We start from the raw sequence: 17880 nt of genomic DNA, 5'->3' as shown, positions 1-17880 counted from the left end.
CATGGTAAGTCATTTAAATATTCATTCATCATATGATTTGCTTAATTCAAGTATTAGAATCCCAGATGTTGTTCAAAAAGCTAAAAATGAAAATTATCAAGCGCTTGCTCTTACAGATTTAAATGTTCTGCACGGTGCTTTACAATTTTATGATGCATGTATAAAACAAAATATAAAACCTATCTTCGGATTAACTATTTATTTAGATGACCAACTCAATCAAGTTGAATGTGTGGTCTTAGCTAAAAATAAAACGGGCTATCATAATTTAATTAAGTTATCGTCTGCTATATCCATTAAAGAACGATTTTCAGCACCAATTGAATGGGTAAATGCATATTCAGAAGGTCTTATAATTATTGGTAAACAAATCAATGAAGCCAACTATTATTTATTCCAAGCTATAACAATTGATGACAATGATAAATATATTTCTCATGATTCTACGATTGATATGGATCATAAAAAAGTCTTTATGAAGTCTGCACTTTATTTGAATGAAAATGATGGTGATAGTTTAATTGCACTTCACGCAATTAAAAATAATGAAAAATTAACGATGAGTGATTTTCAACAAAACTTAAATCATCATTTTTTAACTAAACAAGATATATCGCAAATTAATATAGATGAAGCGTACATACAAAATACAGATGAAATAGCTCAAAAATGTCAGGTCGAAATTGAGTATCATCAAGATTTATTACCAAAATATAAAACGCCTGATAATCAATCAAGTGATGAATATCTTTGGGAATTATTAATGATGAATAAAGCAAAGTATCCACAATTTAATGAAGTATATGAAAAAAGACTTCAATACGAATACGATATTATTGTAAAAATGGGATATTCAGATTATTTCCTAATCGTTAGTGACTTAATCAATTATGCGAAAGATCAAAATGTATTAGTTGGACCTGGACGTGGTTCATCTGGTGGATCTCTAGTTAGTTTTATTTTAAATATTACAACTATTGATCCGATTGAATTTGATTTGTTATTTGAAAGATTTTTAAACCCAGAACGTGTGACGATGCCGGATATTGATATCGACTTTCAAGATACTAAGCGTGATAAAGTGATTCAATATGTTCAAGAAAAATACGGCGATAATCGTGTTGCTGGGATTGTAACTTACGGTCATCTTCAAGCGAGAGCAGTAGCAAGAGATGTAGGTAGAATATTGCAGTTTGATGATGCTACACTCAATTACATTTCAAAATTAATTCCGCATAAATTAGGTATTACATTAGACGAAGCATTTGAAGATGATGCGTTTAAACAATTTGTTAACCAGAATCATTTGCATGAAAAATGGTTTCAATTGAGTAAACAATTAGAAGGTTTACCGAGACATACATCGACCCATGCAGCAGGTATCATTATTAATGATCAGTCTTTACACCAATTTGTACCTACGATGATGGGTGATACAGGTGTCTTAACGCAATGGACGATGACAGAAACTGAAAAGATCGGTTTATTAAAAATCGACTTTCTTGGTTTAAGAAATTTATCGATTATTCAACAAGTGGTCAATCAAGTGAAATATCAAGAAAATCAAATTGTAGATATTGAAAAAATTCCTTTTGATGATCCTAAAGTCTTTCAACTATTGTCTAAAGGTGAAACAACAGGTATTTTCCAACTTGAATCTCAAGGTGTTAGAAGTGTATTAAAAAGGTTAAAGCCTGACCATTTTCTCGATATTGTAGCAGTTACCTCTCTATATAGACCTGGACCAATGGAAGAAATACCAACATATATTAAAAGACGTAGACAAAATGCAGAGATAGAATATTTACATCCAGATTTAAAAGAGATATTGAAATCAACATATGGCGTTATTATTTATCAAGAACAGATTATGCAGATTGCGAGTAAGTTCGCAGGATTCTCATATGGTGAAGCGGATATTTTGAGACGTGCGATGAGTAAGAAGAACAGAGCAGTGTTAGAAAATGAAAGAAAACATTTCGTGAATGGTAGCTTGGAAAGAGGTTACGAGGAATCAACAGCTGTAAAAATATTTGATTTAATACTGAAGTTTGCAGACTATGGTTATCCAAAAGCACATGCAGTTGCATATAGTAAAATTGCGTATATCATGACTTATTTGAAAGTACATTATCCGACATATTTTTATGCTGCGATTCTTTCTAATGTAGTTGGTAATGAAGTTAAGACAGAACAAATGGTAACGGAACTTAAAAGAATTGGTGTGAAAATATATCCACCGTCCATAAATCATAGTGAATGGTTCTATAAAGCAACTAAAAAAGGTATTTATACGTCACTTGGTGCAATTAAAAGCGTTGGTTATCAAAGTGTAAAAGTGATTGTTGATGAAAGAAAAACAAACGGAACGTATAAAGATATGTTTGATCTTGTACATCGATTACCAAGTAAGGCTAAAAGTAAGAAATTGATACAAGCGCTTATATATGCAGGCGCTTTAGATGATTTTGGTCAGACTAGAGCGACTTTGTTACAGTCTATTGACGATGTTTATGAAAGTAGTGAGTCTGTCGGAGATTCTAATAATTTATTAAAAGAGTTAGGATTGAACGTAAAGAAAGAATTTAAAGAAGTTGAAGAAATGCCTAATCTTATGAAAAGTGAGTATGAAAAAGAATACTTAGGGTTCTATGCAACTGAGCATCCAATCATTTCATTATTCAATCAACATCAATATTTATCGATTTATCCATTAAGAATAGACCATAATAAAGTACCGATGCTCGTAATGATTGCATCACTAAGGAAAATTAGAACTAAAAAAGGTCAAAATATGGCGTTCGTCAATTTAATAGACGGATTAAATGAAGTTGAGGGGGTTATATTCCCTGATGCATATAAACAAATTGAAACAACTGATATCACCAATGTCCCAGTAATTATCAATGGCAAATTCGAAAAAAGAAATGGTAAGACACAAATGATTATTAATCAAATAGATACATTAGAAGCATTTAAACAACATAAATTTAATACGACAAAAGAAGTCGTCGTAAGAAATGTAGAAGATTTAGCAGAGTGGATAACAAATGACCACGATCGTCATATTAAAGTAACGTATTTTAATGATAAAGATTATAGTTCAAAAATGCTTGGTTATTTAAACTTAAATCATGGTAACTTTGAAGAATTTATTCATAAAATAGGTTATGAAAATGTACGTCTTTTATAGGCTTTATTAATTAAATAATTTATGCTATAGTATTCTTCATGGTGGTCTGACCACTATGAAGAATTTTTTAATTTAATTATAGAAATTTAATGTATAATAAAGGGATAGATACATACAATGAAGGGATGATTATTTTGTCATTAAGAGATGATGCACTATATATGCATAAAGAAAAACAAGGTAAATTAGGCGTTTATGCCAAAGTTAAAGTCACTAATAAAGAGGAATTAAGTCTTGCTTATTCTCCAGGTGTTGCAGAACCATGTAAAGATATACATGAAGACGTAAGAAAAGTATATGACTATACAATGAAATCAAATGCAGTAGCTGTAATTACAGATGGAACAGCTGTATTAGGTTTAGGTGATATTGGTCCTGAAGCAAGTATACCTGTAATGGAAGGGAAAGCAGTTTTATTCAAAAGCTTTGCTGGTGTAGATGGTGTGCCAATTGCACTTAATACGACAGACGTTGATGAAATTGTGAATACTGTTAAATTATTAGAACCTAACTACGGTGGCGTTAACTTAGAAGATATTTCAGCACCTCGATGCTTTGAAATTGAAGAACGTCTAAAAAAAGAAACTAAAATACCTGTCTTTCATGATGATCAGCATGGTACGGCGATCGTAACTGTTGCTGGTTTGATTAATGCATTGAAAATTACTGACAGAAAATTATCCGATATAAAAGTTGTTTTAAACGGTGCAGGTGCAGCTGGTATTGCAATTATTAAATTATTATACAGTTATGGTGTAAGAAATATGATTATGTGTGATTCTAGAGGTGCGATTTACGAAGACCGTCCTTATGGTATGAATCCTACTAAAGACTTTGTTGCGAAATGGACAAACAAAGACAAAACAGAAGGTCAATTATCAGATGTTATTAAAGATGCGGATGTATTTGTAGGTGTATCTGTTGAAGGCGCATTAACTAAAGAATTAGTTGAAACTATGGCTGAAGATCCAATTATCTTTGCTATGGCTAACCCAGTTCCTGAAATTATGCCAGATATAGCAAAAGAAGCGGGTGCTAAAGTTATTGGTACAGGACGTTCTGATTTCCCTAACCAAATTAATAATGTATTAGCATTTCCTGGTATTTTTAGAGGTGCATTAGATATTCGTGCAACTCATATAAATGAAGAAATGAAACAAGCTGCAGTAGAAGCAATTGCTAACCTTGTTTCAGAGGAAGAATTAAACGCTGATTATGTCATTCCTGGGCCATTCGATCCAAGAGTTGCACCATATGTTGCGAAAGCAGTAGCAAAAGCTGGTATGGAATCAGGTGTAGCACGTATTGAAGTTGATGTTGATGAAATAGAACGTAGAACATATGAATTAGCAGACTTGTCATAATTTTGGAAGGAGACTCACGTTGGATAAAGAAAAGCAAAAAGGATTAATCAAGATTGTCGAACAAATTCAGTCAATTATTGTTGAAAAAAATATTCAAGTGGGTGAAAAATTGCCTTCCGAAAGATTTTTAAGTGAAACCTTAAATGTTGGACGTTCAAGTATCAGAGAAGCCCTAAGAGCATTAGAACTTTTAGGGGTGATACATACTAGAAGAGGTGAAGGTACATTCTTAAGTGATATGTACCAACACCAGCTTTTTGATTTAATCGGAAGGTTCTTAATTCATAATGAATCACAACTAGATGAAATCAATGAATTAAAATGGATGATTGAAAATTTCTGTGAAGAACACAATAACATTGAAACAAATTCAAAAGAAGAACTTGTTTCAAATAATAATAATCAAATTATGTATATGATTTGGAAGCTACTCTCTCAATATAGTGATAGATTTGAAAGAGACAATTGTAAATAAAATCAGGGGGATAGTGACATGTTTAAAGACTTGTTCAATCGAAGCCAGAAAAAGAAAAAATATGTAACTGTTCAAAACAGTAAAGATAATGACGTGCCTGAAGGTATCATGACTAAATGCCCTAAATGTAAAAAAATCATGTATACAAAAGAGCTCGTTCAAAACTTAAATGTCTGTTTTAACTGTGATCATCATATTGCATTAACTGCTCACGATAGAATTAGAGCTGTGAGTGATGAAGATGCATTTAAAGAGTTTGATGTTGGTATGACTGCTTCAAACCCATTAGAATTTCCTGGATATGAAGAAAAATTAGAAAAAGATAGAAAAAGCACTGGTTTAAATGATGCAGTCGTTACTGGTGTAACGTCAATTGACGGTATTCCTTATGGTATTTGTGTTATGGATTCAAGATTTAGAATGGGTAGTATGGGTGCAGTAGTAGGAGAGAAAATTTGTAGAATTGTCGATTATTGTGCAGATCACAATTTACCATTTGTATTGTTCACAGCAAGTGGTGGTGCAAGAATGCAAGAAGGCATCATCTCACTTATGCAAATGGCAAAGACAAGTGTATCCATTAAACGTCATAGTGATAAAGGCTTACTATTCATTTCATACATGACACACCCTACAACTGGAGGCGTTTCAGCAAGCTTTGCTTCAGTAGGTGATTTGAACTTTGCAGAACCGAAAGCTTTAATTGGATTTGCTGGTAGAAGAATCATTGAACAAACGATAAGTGAAAAACTACCTGACGATTTCCAAACTGCAGAATTTTTACTAGAACATGGCCAATTAGATAAAGTTGTACATCGAAAAGATATGTATAAAACTTTAAGTACTGTGCTTAAGATGCATCATAACGAGGTGAAAGACAATGCTTGAATTTGAAAAACCTTTAGAAGAAATTAAAGAAAAAATAGCATCTCTACAATCTTATCAAGAAAAACATGGTGTAGACTTAACAGATGAAATAGAAATATTGGAAGCCACTTTAACAAAAGAAACTGAACACATTTATAATAATTTAAAGCCTTGGGATAGAGTACAAGTTGCGAGATTACAAGAAAGACCTACAACTTTAGATTATATCCCTTACATATTTGATGATTTTATCGAACTTCACGGTGATCGTACTTTCCGTGATGATCCAGCATTAATAGGTGGATTGGCTTACTTTAATGGCTTACCTGTGACTGTTATAGGTCATCAAAGAGGTAAAGACACTAAAGATAATATTTATAGAAACTTTGGTATGGCACATCCTGAGGGATATCGTAAAGCATTGCGTTTAATGAAGCAGGCTGAAAAGTTTAATAGACCGATCATTACGTTCATTGATACGAAAGGCGCATACCCAGGTAAAGCTGCAGAAGAACGTGGACAAAGTGAATCTATTGCTAAAAACTTAGTCGAAATGGCATCTTTAACAGTACCTGTTATTTCTATAGTTATTGGTGAAGGCGGAAGTGGTGGCGCACTTGGATTAGGCGTAACCAATCGTCTACTTATGTTAGAGAATAGTACTTATTCAGTTATTTCTCCAGAAGGTGCAGCAGCATTGTTATGGAAAGATTCTGGGCTTGCTCAAATGGCAGCTGAAACAATGAAAATTACAGCACCTGACTTATTTGATTTAGATGTTGTAGATGAAGTTGTTAAAGAACCATTTGGTGGTGCTCATAAACATCTAGAATCACAAGCATCACTTATAAAGACATCAATTGAAAAACATCTTTCAGACTTAAGAACATTAAATGCAGAAAGTTTAGTTGAAGATCGTTTTAATAAGTATCGTAATATAGGAAGTTATATCGATTAGGATATTTAAAATGACAAGTAATCATTTATACTGATATAATTTCTTTTCATAAATTTATGTATATGTGCATAATTGAATTAAAATTAAGCGATTCCAACTTTTGAAAAATTACAAAAGTTGGAATCTTTTTTTAAGAAGACGTTTACATATTTAAATAACAGTAGTTTTAATGGAATCAAGCCAATATTTGTGTTATTTTTAAATTAACAATCATATAACAAGAGAGGTCTGTATATTTATGAAAAAAATTGCGGTTTTAACGAGCGGTGGAGATTCACCAGGGATGAACGCAGCAATTCGTGCAGTTGTTCGTAAAGCTATTTATCATGATATTGAAGTTTATGGTGTATACCAAGGTTACTTAGGCTTAATAAATGATAATATCAAAAAACTTGAATTAGGTTCAGTTGGTGACATGATTCAAAGAGGTGGTACATTCCTTTATTCTGCTAGATGTCCAGAATTTAAAGAAAAAGAAGTGCGTGCGAAAGCAATTGAAAACCTTGAAAAAAGAGGTATAGAAGGATTAGTTGTTATCGGTGGAGATGGAAGTTATAGAGGTGCACAAAGATTAAGCGAAGAAGCTAAAAATCTTAAAACTATCGGTGTACCCGGTACTATCGATAACGATATTAATGGTACAGACTTTACAATTGGTTTTGATACAGCACTTAACACAATCATTGATGCTGTCGATAAAATAAGAGATACAGCATCAAGTCATGAACGTACTTTTATTATTGAAGTAATGGGAAGAGACGCTGGTGATTTAGCGCTATGGTCAGGATTAGCAGCTGGAGCGGAAACAATTTTAATTCCAGAAGTTAAATCAGACATTGAAGAAATCGCTGAAAAAATTCAACATGGTATGGATAGAGGGAAAAAACATTCTATCATTATTTGTGCTGAAGGTGTCATGACTGGTCATCAATGTGGGGAAGAATTAAAGAAATTTATTAACATTGATACACGCGTTTCATGTTTAGGCCACATTCAAAGAGGTGGTACACCTACTGGAATGGATAGAGTACTTGCTTCTCGTTTAGGCGGTTATGCAGTTGAATTACTTATGCAAGGTGATAGTGCTAAAGCAGTTGGAATCCAACAAAATGAATTAACATGTACGCATTTTGATGAAATATTCCAAGCAGAACACAACATCGACAAGAAAATGTATAATTTAGCACATCAATTATCTATATAAAAAAAGAAAAACTACGGAGGTCATTTTAATATGAGAAAGACAAAAATTGTATGTACGATAGGTCCAGCATCAGAATCAGAAGAAATGTTAGAAAAATTAATGCTTGCAGGCATGAACGTTGCTAGATTGAACTTCTCACACGGAAGTCATGAAGAACATAAAGGTCGTATAGATACAATTAGAAAAGTAAGTTCTAAATTAAATAAAAATATTGGTATCTTATTAGATACTAAAGGTCCTGAAATTAGAACACATAACATGAAAGATGGTTTAATTGAACTTACTAAAGGTAGTGAAGTAACAGTTAAAACAACTGAAGTAGAAGGTACGCCTGAAGCGTTCTCAGTTACTTACGAAAAATTAGCAGAAGATGTAGAAGTTGGATCAACAATTCTACTTGATGATGGTTTAATTGAGCTTACAGTTAAATCTATTGATATCGCTAAAGGTGAAGTTCACTGTGACGTTCAAAATACTGGCGAATTAAAAAATAAAAAAGGTGTTAACTTACCAGGTGTTAAAGTAAACCTTCCAGGTATTACGGATAAAGACGCTAGTGATATCCGCTTCGGTATCGAACAAGGTGTAGACTTTATCGCAGCTAGTTTCGTAAGACGTCCATCAGATGTATTAGATATTCGTGCAATTTTAGAAGAAAAAGAAAATAATTTTATTAAAATTATTCCTAAAATTGAAAATGAAGAAGGAATTGAAAATATCGATGAAATTCTTCAAGTTTCAGATGGTTTAATGGTTGCTCGTGGTGATATGGGTGTTGAAATTTTACCAGAAGCAGTTCCAATGGTACAAAAACAATTAATCCAAAAATGTAATAAATTAGGTAAACCAGTTATTACAGCAACACAAATGTTAGATTCAATGCAAAGAAACCCACGTTGTACAAGAGCAGAAGCCAGTGACGTAGCGAACGCTATTTACGATGGTACAGATGCAGTCATGTTATCTGGTGAAACTGCAGCGGGATTATATCCTGAAGAAGCAGTACGTACAATGCAAAATATTGCAGTAGCTGCTGAAGAAGCTCAAGATTACAAAAAATTATTATCTGATCGTTCAAAAATGATCGATACGAATTTAGTTAATGCAATCGGTGTATCAGTTGCACATACAGCTTTAAACTTAAACGTTGAATCAATCGTAGCAGCAACTGAAAGTGGAGCTACAGCGCAAACAATTTCTAAATATAGACCACATTCACACATTATTGCAGTTACACCTAATGAAACAACTGCTCGTCATATGACATTAGTATGGGGCGTATTACCAGTTGTGAAAAAAGGTAAACAAACAACTGATGAATTATTAAATAATGCTGTATCAACAGCTGTTAACACAGGTTTAGTTGATAATGGTGATTTAATCATTATTACTGCAGGTGTACCAACAGGTGAAACAGGTACAACTAACTTAATGAAGATTCATTTAGTAGGTGACGAATTGGCTAAAGGTCAAGGAATCGGTCATCATTCAACAGTAGGTAAAGCTGTAGTAGCAAATACTGCTGACGACTTAAAAGGAAAAGATTTAAGTGAGTCAATTGTAATTACACAATCAACAGATGCTGATATGGTTCCATATTTAGAAAATGCTAAAGGAATTGTAACAGAAGAAGGCGGATTAACTTCACACGCTGCAGTTGTAGGCCTTAACTTAGGCGTAGCAACTATCGTAGGTGTAGAAGGCGCTCGCGAAAAAATAGCAGATGGTACATTAATTACATTAGATCCAAAACAACACAAAGTGTTCGAAGGATATGCTAACGTATTATAATATATGTGAGATAGAGATTGGGATATGATATCCTAGTCTCTTTTTTGATTTTATGAATGTATATGCCGTTATTAGCAGTCCTGGTCAAAAGTGCAAATACTGGTTCCTATATATGACTACTAAATAAGGCTACAAAAAAACATCTCATTTTCTGATTTGCTCAAGAAAATGAGATGTTTTTAATTTACTTTATTTAAATACTTTACGTTTTTGATTAAAGTACATGAATGTCAAAATGATAAACCAAATTGGTGTAATTAATATAGCGATTAATGTCACTTTATTAGTCATCAATAACACGAATACGAAAATAAAGAATATTAATGTAATCCATGCTACTGGAACACCACCAGGTAATTTGAAATCAGAAGCTTTGTTTAATTCTGGTGATATTTTACGATATCTAATATAAGCAATAATAATTAATGACCATACTACTAAGAAAAGAACAGTTGAAACTGATGTTACATATTTAAATACTTCACCAGCGTCTTTAATTACGTAATTTAAAAGTACTGAGATCATTAATAAGAAACAACTAAATAGTGTTGCTTTATAAGGGACACCAGTTTTATTTGTTTGACCAAAACTTTTATTTGCTTGTCCATTTTGTGATAATCCATAAAGCATTCTACTATTTGAGAAAATACCACTATTACAAGATGAAGCTGCAGCTGTTAAAACAACAAAGTTGATAATTGCTGCTGCGATTGGAATACCAATCAGTCCAAATAATTTTACGAATGGACTTTCGGCAGGGTCGATTTTGTCCCAAGGTGTAATTGACATGATGATAATAAGTGAACCTACATAGAAAAGCATAATTCTAACTGGAACACTATTTATCGCTCTTGGTATCGTCTTATGTGGATCTTTCGTTTCACCAGCTGTAACACCGATTAATTCAATACCTACAAATGAGAATGCTGCCATTTGGAATGATAAGAAGAAACCATTCATACCATTTGGGAAAATACCATTATGATCCCAAATATGTGTTAGTGAAGCTGTACCGTATGGTGTTTCATATGCCATTACGATCATGATAATACCGACAACGATTAATGCTACGATCGTTGTTATTTTAATAATAGAGAACCAGAACTCTAATTCACCAAATAGTTTAGCAGTCATTAAATTCATTGTCATTAATATGAGTATTGTAAATAATGCTGTAATCCATGTTGGTATGTCAGGAAACCAAAAACTTATGTATTTTGCTACTGCAGTTACTTCAGCCATACCAGTGACAATCCAACAGAACCAGTAAGTCCATCCTGTTATATATCCCGCGAATGGGCCGATATATGTATGTGTGACATCTGCAAAAGAATGAAAATCAGTGTTTGAGAGTAATATTTCCCCTAAAGCTCTCATAAACAGAAATAAAATTAAACCTATTATAATATAGGTCAGTAGTATTGAAGGGCCTGCTGAACTGATTGTTTCACCAGCACCTAAGAATAAGCCTGTACCTATAGCACCACCTATCGCAATAAGTTGTACATGCCTATTGCTTAACTCCCTTTGTAAATTGTTAGCCATATAAAATTTATCCCTCTTTCATATACAAACTTTTATGTTATTATTATGCGCTTACTGTAAGAAAATAGCAATTAAAAAATGAATGTTTAACAACTGTTTGATACCTGTTAACATGATTTATTATTTTTATCATATATAATAATAAAAATGAATGGATGAACGACGAAATGACGTATTCTGATAAAAATGATAGGGTATTACTCACTCGTAAATCCTTTTGTGTTCACGTTTTCGGGATATATTTAATTTACTATAGCAATATTATAAAAATTATAAAATTACAACTGTTTATTTTTATTCATCTAAAATTACTAAAGAATTTAAAGTTTAAAAGTCCTTCGCATTCACAAAACTCAAGAAATTATATATAATGATAGATGAAAGCCATTACATATATGGGCAATTATTTAGTAAGGGGGATATTATTATGGCACAAGTAGCAAAAGGGTTAGAGGGCATCATTGCTTCTGAAACTCAAATTAGTTCAATCATAGATAATCAATTAACTTATGCAGGTTATGAAATAGATGATTTAACTGAAAATGCTTTATTCGAAGAAGTTATGTTTTTACTATGGAATTTAAGATTACCAAACAAAGAGGAATTAGCTGAACTAAATGAGAAACTACTAGGATATATGACTCTAAACCCTAGAATGTATACACATTTTGAAGATTATGCGACTGATAAAGTTCATCCAATGACTGGATTACGTACTTCATTATCTTATTTAGCGCATTTCGATCCAGATGCTGAAAAATTTGATGAAGAAATGAACTATGAACGTGCAATTAGAATTCAAGCAAAAGTTGCATCGTTAGTTGCAGCATTTTCTCGTGTAAGACAAGGTAAAGAAGTTGTAAAACCTAAAAAAGATTTAACATATGCAGCAAACTTCTTATATATGTTAAGAGGTGAAGTTCCAACTGATGTTGAAGTAGAAGGTTTTAACAAAGCATTAATTTTACATGCTGACCATGAATTCAATGCTTCAACATTTACAGCACGTGTAGCGGTTTCGACATTATCTGATATGTATTCAGGTGTGACAGCAGCAGCTGGCGCATTGAAAGGCCCATTACATGGTGGTGCTAACGAACAAGTTATGAAAATGTTAACTGAAATTGGTACTGTCGACAAAACTGATGATTACATTAAAGAAAAAATCGCAAACAAAGAAAAAATTATGGGCTTCGGACACAGAGTTTATAAAAATGGTGATCCTAGAGCGAAGTACTTAAAAGAAATGAGTCGTCGTATTACAGATGAATCAGGTCAAAAAGAACTGTTTGAAATTTCTTTAAGAATTGCTGAAATTATGAAAGAAGAAAAGGGATTATTACCTAACGTTGACTTCTTCAGTGCAACTGTATATCACAGCATGGGTATTGATCACGACTTATTCACACCAATTTTTGCGATTAGCCGTATGTCAGGTTGGACAGCACATATTCTTGAACAATATAGAACAAATAGAATTATGAGACCAAGAGCTGAATATACTGGTGAACGTGATCGTAAATATGAACCAATTGAAAATCGTTAATTTAATGAATATAATATAACTAACAAATTTAATGGAGGAATCATATAATGACAGCAGAAAAAATTACAACAAATCAAGGCGTTTTAAATGTTCCAAATAATCCAGTTATCCCATTTATTATTGGGGATGGAATCGGACCAGATATCTGGAATGCAGCAAGTAGAGTATTAGATGCAGCTGTAGAAAAAGCATATAATGGCGAAAAGAAAATCGAATGGAAAGAAGTATTAGCAGGTCAAAAAGCATTCGATGAAACTGGTGAATGGTTACCAAACGAAACTTTAGAAACGATTAAAGAATATTTAATCGCTATTAAAGGTCCATTAACTACACCAATCGGTGGCGGAATTCGTTCATTAAACGTTGCTTTACGTCAAGAGTTAGATTTATTCACTTGTCTACGTCCAGTACGTTGGTTCAAAGGTGTTCCTTCACCTGTTAAACGTCCTGAAGATACAGATATGGTTATCTTCCGTGAAAATACTGAAGATATTTATGCTGGTATTGAATTCCAAGAAGGCTCAGATGAAGCTAAAAAAGTTATAGACTTCTTACAAAATGAAATGGGTGCTAAAAATATTAGATTCCCTGAAACTTCAGGTATCGGTATTAAACCAGTATCTAAAGAAGGTACTGAAAGATTAGTAAGAGCAGCAATTAACTATGCATTCGATAATAATCGTAGAAATGTTACGTTAGTTCATAAAGGTAACATTATGAAATTCACTGAAGGTGCTTTCAAAAAATGGGGTTACGATTTAGCTGAACGTGAATTCGGAGATCGCGTATTCACTTGGCAACAATACGATAAAATTGTTGAAGAAGAAGGTAAAGATGCTGCTAATAAAGCACAATCAGATGCAGAGGCTGAAGGTAAATTAATTATCAAAGACTCTATCGCTGATATCTTCTTACAACAAATTTTAACGCGTCCTGCTGAATTTGATGTAGTAGCTACAATGAACTTAAACGGTGACTACATTTCAGATGCATTAGCAGCTCAAGTTGGTGGTATTGGTATTGCACCAGGTGCAAACATTAACTACGAAACAGGACATGCAATTTTCGAAGCGACACACGGTACAGCTCCTAAATATGCTGGTTTAGATAAAGTTAACCCTTCATCAGTATTATTAAGTGGTGTATTAATGTTAGAACACTTAGGTTGGCAAGAAGCTGCTGACAAAGTAACACAATCTGTTGAAGCTACAATTGCTTCTAAAGTAGTAACATATGACTTTGCTCGTTTAATGGATGGCGCAACTGAAGTTAAATCTTCAGAATTCGCTGATGAATTAATTAAAAATTTACCATAATAGATTGTTATTTGAGGAAGGTTATTTATTAACCTTCCTTTTATTATAAGGAGATGAACAACATGGCAAGAAAGAAAATTTCAATTATTGGAGCAGGATTTACTGGCGCTACAGCTGCATTTATAGCAGCCCAAAAAGAGTTAGGTGATATTGTACTTGTTGATATGCCTCAATCTGAAAACCCAACAAAAGGGAAAGCGTTAGATATTGCAGAAAGCGCACCGGTATTAGGCTTTGATTCAAAAGTAACGGGTACTGCTAATTATGAAGATACAAAAGATTCAGATGTCGTCATTATTACAGCGGGTATTGCAAGAAAGCCTGGTATGTCACGTGATGATTTAGTACAAACGAATCAAAATGTTATGAAATCTGTAACGAAAGAAATTGTTAAATACTCACCTAATTGCGTTATCTTAGTCTTAACAAACCCTGTAGACGCTATGACTTATACAGTGTATAAAGAATCAGGATTTCCGAAAGAGCGCGTAATTGGTCAATCTGGCGTATTAGACACTGCTAGATTTAGAACATTTGTTGCAGAAGCATTAGACCTTTCTGTTAAAGATGTAACAGGATTTGTATTAGGTGGTCATGGAGATACAATGGTTCCACTTATTAGATACTCAGCAGCTGGTGGCGTACCTTTAGAAAAGTTATTATCTGAAGAAAAAATTGCTGAAATTGTTGATAGAACAAGAAAAGGTGGAGCTGAAATCGTTAATTTACTTGGTAACGGTTCGGCATACTATGCACCAGGAGCAGCTTTAATTGAAATGACAGAAGCAATATTGAAAGATCAAAAGAGAGTATTACCTTCAATTGCTTATTTAGAAGGTGAATATGGTTATCAAGACATCTATTTAGGTGTACCAACTGTATTAGGTGCTAAAGGTATTGAAAAAGTCATTGAGTTAGACTTAACTGACGAAGAAAAGCAATTACTTGATGAATCTGCTCAATCTGTTGAAGCAGTAAAGAATATTTTACAATAAAATAACAGTTAAAAGGCGCATTCTGCTTTGAATGCGTCTGTTTTATTTAGCTAGTGTTAACTTTTTGTAAAGTTCTCTAAATAACCATTATTTTTTTAATAATTTAAGTTATAATTATATTAAATCGCTTAAGGAGGACCTTGAATGTCACAAAAAGTATTGGTAGTAGACGATGAGCAATCTATCGTTACATTGCTTAAATATAATATAGAACAAGCTGGTTACCAAGTAATTGTAGCTTATGATGGAGTTCAAGCGTTAGAGAAAGTTAATGAAGAGAAACCAGATTTAGTAGTATTAGATGTAATGTTACCTGAGAAAGATGGAATTGAAGTTTGTAAAACGATTCGATCAGATAAAAACCAAGTTCCCATTCTTATGCTTACAGCTAAAGACGATGAATTTGATAGAGTATTAGGTCTAGAATTAGGTGCAGATGATTATATGACTAAACCATTTTCACCTCGTGAAGTTGTAGCACGTGTTAAAGCTATATTAAGACGCGTTGGGCAAGTTGAAAATAAAAACATAGATGATGATGAAGATATTATTCTAGGTGCAATTAGAATTAGACCTGACTTCTTTGAAGTGTATAGAAATGATGAGTTATTAGAATTGACACCAAAAGAATTCGAACTTTTACTTTACCTTATTGAGAGACAAGGTCGTGTGATAACTAGAGAACATATGTTGAATTCAGTTTGGAATTATGAATTTGCTGGAGACTCTAGAATAGTCGATGTGCACATTAGTCATTTGAGGGATAAACTTGAAGAAAATCCTAAACAACCTCAATTCATTAAAACGGTGAGAGGTTTAGGCTATAAGTTAGAAAGACCAAAGAATAATGATTAAGTTCTATAATAAATTACTAATTATACTTACAACGGTTACTGTTGTAAGTTTTCTTATATTAGGGTTTTTCCTTCATAATTCTAGTTACGATTTAATTTCTAAACAACAGCAAAAATTATTAAAGACTGAATCCAAAAAAGTTTACGATATTGCAAAAAATAATCCTGAAAATCTTAAAGATATTTTAAGTGTCTTTGATCAAGATATTTTACTGCAAAAAGATGGACGAGTGTTATATCGTTCAAGTGAAAAAGATACAAATATATTTAATCAAAATAAAAAGCAAGCTATATCTGATGCAAAAGCTTTTGATGAATATTTTGCAGTAGACAAGTCAGAATCTGAAGTCATGTATGCAAGAACGTATGGTGATTATACAGTTGTCATTGCAAAACATACAGATACGATAGCGATTATTCAAAAAGATATTTGGAAATATTTATTGTTAGTCTTATGTTTTACATTACCTTTAATTTATTTTGTCGTTCGATATATTAACACTTCTTATATTCATCCAATTAAAGAAGTGACATACGCTACTAAATTATTGGCTTCTGGTAAATATCGTGTTAGAGTGCCAGAAAGTAATGTGAAAGAAACGAAAGAACTCTTTGTTAATACGAATGAACTTGCTAGAACATTAGATAATTTAAATAATGAACAGAAATTGCAACGTAATCGATTGGAAACGACTTTAGAGAATATTCCAAGTGCAATTTTAATGTTAGATAGAGAAGGTTATATTGTCATCGCAAACAAGACGTATCATGACTTATTTGATAGAAACAGTCATTCAGAAGGACAGTTATTTAAAGAAGCAATGCCTAATGTTGAGATTATACAGATGATGAACGAAGCGTTAAAATTAGAAAAACCTATGTTTGAACAAGTCGAAATGTATATCAATGATGTTCATAATAAGTTCTTTGAAGTTTCAGTTATTCCAGTATTATCCCGAAAAAAACGAAATCTATTAGGTTTAGTTGTCGTTATGCATGATATAACGAAGTTGAAGAAATTAGAACATATGCGAAAAGATTTTGTGGCTAATGTATCTCATGAATTAAGAACACCAATTACATCGATAAAAGGATTTGCGGAAACATTATTAGATGGTGCTAAAAATAATCCCGAATCGTTAGATATGTTCTTAAATATTATGTTAGATGAATCTAATCGAATTCAATCACTTGTTCAAGATTTACTCGAGTTATCAAAAATCGAACAAAATAGCGAGATACCGAAAGAACAAATATCTTTAACAGAAATTGGCGAACATTCGATTAATACAGTATCAAATGTTGCTTCTAAAAAAGACATACACATTACAAATCATATCGATAAAGAAGTGTATGGATATGGTGACAAAGATAAATTAACACAGGTGTTGATTAATTTATTAACGAACGCCATTAGTTATTCACCGAAATCTAGTGAAGTTATTATAACCATTAAAGAAGTAGATGATGGTCAAATCATTTCTGTGAAAGATAATGGTATAGGTATATCTAAAGATGAACAAAAACGAATTTTTGAAAGATTTTATCGTGTAGATAAAGCGCGTAGTAGAGATTCAGGAGGAACAGGACTTGGTTTATCCATTACGAAACATATTGTAGAAGCGCATAATGGACAAATCAAAGTTGAATCAGAAGTTGGAAAAGGATCTAACTTTATTGTGAAACTCTTTAATAAGTAATCTTCATACAATCTTTACAATTTATTCATATTGAATTAATCATGAACAGATAGAATAAACATAGACCCCTTC

At 32.6% G+C, this 17880-nt stretch carries 13 protein-coding genes; 12 read left to right on the top strand and 1 reads right to left on the bottom strand.

What is annotated here, in order from left to right; all coding sequences use genetic code 11:
• The first annotated feature begins 1 nt into the window (after window position 1).
• The 7 genes from LQ673_RS07255 to pyk all read left to right on the top strand — a co-directional run bounded on the left by LQ673_RS07255 (window position 2) and on the right by pyk (window position 9852).
• Window positions 2-3193: a DNA polymerase III subunit alpha gene (locus LQ673_RS07255; RefSeq protein WP_191835676.1), complete on the top strand. Its 3192-nt coding sequence runs from the start codon at window positions 2-4 to the stop codon at window positions 3191-3193.
• Window positions 3194-3327: 134 nt separating this feature from the next.
• On the top strand, window positions 3328-4557 hold the full coding sequence (gene ystJ, locus LQ673_RS07250; RefSeq protein WP_025904316.1) for an NADP-dependent malic enzyme: 1230 nt from the start codon (window positions 3328-3330) through the stop codon (window positions 4555-4557).
• Between the two features lie 19 nt (window positions 4558-4576).
• A complete protein-coding gene (locus tag LQ673_RS07245; protein WP_025904315.1) occupies window positions 4577-5032 on the top strand; it encodes a FadR/GntR family transcriptional regulator in 456 nt (151 codons plus the stop codon).
• Window positions 5033-5050: 18 nt separating this feature from the next.
• Window positions 5051-5920, top strand: coding sequence for an acetyl-CoA carboxylase, carboxyltransferase subunit beta (accD, locus tag LQ673_RS07240; protein WP_025904314.1), 870 nt, complete (start codon window positions 5051-5053; stop codon window positions 5918-5920).
• Window positions 5913-6857 carry an acetyl-CoA carboxylase carboxyltransferase subunit alpha gene (locus LQ673_RS07235; RefSeq protein ID WP_126477571.1) on the top strand — a complete coding sequence of 315 codons (945 nt, stop codon included), beginning with the start codon at window positions 5913-5915 and terminating at the stop codon, window positions 6855-6857. The genes accD and LQ673_RS07235 overlap by 8 nt, the downstream gene beginning before the upstream one ends.
• 238 nt (window positions 6858-7095) lie before the next feature.
• Window positions 7096-8061 (top strand): 6-phosphofructokinase, encoded by a 966-nt coding sequence (gene pfkA, locus LQ673_RS07230; RefSeq protein WP_037588500.1) that lies wholly within the window; start codon window positions 7096-7098, stop codon window positions 8059-8061.
• Between the two features lie 30 nt (window positions 8062-8091).
• Window positions 8092-9852: a pyruvate kinase gene (pyk, locus tag LQ673_RS07225; RefSeq protein ID WP_191835675.1), complete on the top strand. Its 1761-nt coding sequence runs from the start codon at window positions 8092-8094 to the stop codon at window positions 9850-9852.
• Between the two features lie 189 nt (window positions 9853-10041).
• On the opposite strand, the gene LQ673_RS07220 is transcribed toward pyk, so the two are convergent.
• Window positions 10042-11397 (bottom strand): amino acid permease, encoded by a 1356-nt coding sequence (locus tag LQ673_RS07220; protein ID WP_037588496.1) that lies wholly within the window; start codon window positions 11395-11397, stop codon window positions 10042-10044.
• A gap of 427 nt (window positions 11398-11824) precedes the next feature.
• On the opposite strand from LQ673_RS07220, the gene LQ673_RS07215 reads away from it, so the two are divergent.
• From LQ673_RS07215 to pnpS, 5 genes are all read left to right on the top strand, one after another.
• Window positions 11825-12943, top strand: coding sequence for a citrate synthase (locus LQ673_RS07215; RefSeq protein ID WP_037588495.1), 1119 nt, complete (start codon window positions 11825-11827; stop codon window positions 12941-12943).
• A gap of 47 nt (window positions 12944-12990) precedes the next feature.
• Complete coding sequence (icd, locus tag LQ673_RS07210; protein WP_025904308.1) at window positions 12991-14259, top strand: NADP-dependent isocitrate dehydrogenase; 1269 nt, start codon at window positions 12991-12993, stop codon at window positions 14257-14259.
• A gap of 62 nt (window positions 14260-14321) precedes the next feature.
• Window positions 14322-15254 carry a malate dehydrogenase gene (gene mdh / locus LQ673_RS07205; protein WP_191835674.1) on the top strand — a complete coding sequence of 311 codons (933 nt, stop codon included), beginning with the start codon at window positions 14322-14324 and terminating at the stop codon, window positions 15252-15254.
• A gap of 144 nt (window positions 15255-15398) precedes the next feature.
• On the top strand, window positions 15399-16109 hold the full coding sequence (locus tag LQ673_RS07200) for a response regulator transcription factor (protein ID WP_037588492.1): 711 nt from the start codon (window positions 15399-15401) through the stop codon (window positions 16107-16109).
• Window positions 16102-17808, top strand: coding sequence for a two-component system histidine kinase PnpS (gene pnpS, locus LQ673_RS07195; protein ID WP_191835673.1), 1707 nt, complete (start codon window positions 16102-16104; stop codon window positions 17806-17808). Before LQ673_RS07200 ends, pnpS begins: the two co-directional genes overlap by 8 nt.
• Window positions 17809-17880: the final 72 nt, after the last annotated feature.

The sequence above is a fragment of the Mammaliicoccus sp. O-M54 genome (assembly GCF_022386035.1).
In the GTDB taxonomy this organism is placed as follows: domain Bacteria; phylum Bacillota; class Bacilli; order Staphylococcales; family Staphylococcaceae; genus Mammaliicoccus; species Mammaliicoccus sciuri_A.
The sequence above is the reverse complement of the archived record's forward strand: the minus strand, read 5'-3'. Positions and strand labels throughout refer to the sequence as shown.

Bases quoted from the DNA above. Each gene is read 5' to 3' on its own strand.
- LQ673_RS07255 (WP_191835676.1), top strand. From the start codon at position 2: ATGGTAAGTCATTTAAATATTCATTCATCATATGATTTGCTTAATTCA.
- accD (WP_025904314.1), top strand. From the start codon at position 5,051: ATGTTTAAAGACTTGTTCAATCGAAGCCAGAAAAAGAAAAAATATGTA.
- LQ673_RS07235 (WP_126477571.1), top strand. From the start codon at position 5,913: ATGCTTGAATTTGAAAAACCTTTAGAAGAAATTAAAGAAAAAATAGCA.
- pfkA (WP_037588500.1), top strand. From the start codon at position 7,096: ATGAAAAAAATTGCGGTTTTAACGAGCGGTGGAGATTCACCAGGGATG.
- pyk (WP_191835675.1), top strand. From the start codon at position 8,092: ATGAGAAAGACAAAAATTGTATGTACGATAGGTCCAGCATCAGAATCA.
- LQ673_RS07220 (WP_037588496.1), bottom strand. From the start codon at position 11,397: ATGGCTAACAATTTACAAAGGGAGTTAAGCAATAGGCATGTACAACTT.
- LQ673_RS07215 (WP_037588495.1), top strand. From the start codon at position 11,825: ATGGCACAAGTAGCAAAAGGGTTAGAGGGCATCATTGCTTCTGAAACT.
- icd (WP_025904308.1), top strand. From the start codon at position 12,991: ATGACAGCAGAAAAAATTACAACAAATCAAGGCGTTTTAAATGTTCCA.
- mdh (WP_191835674.1), top strand. From the start codon at position 14,322: ATGGCAAGAAAGAAAATTTCAATTATTGGAGCAGGATTTACTGGCGCT.
- LQ673_RS07200 (WP_037588492.1), top strand. From the start codon at position 15,399: ATGTCACAAAAAGTATTGGTAGTAGACGATGAGCAATCTATCGTTACA.
- pnpS (WP_191835673.1), top strand. From the start codon at position 16,102: ATGATTAAGTTCTATAATAAATTACTAATTATACTTACAACGGTTACT.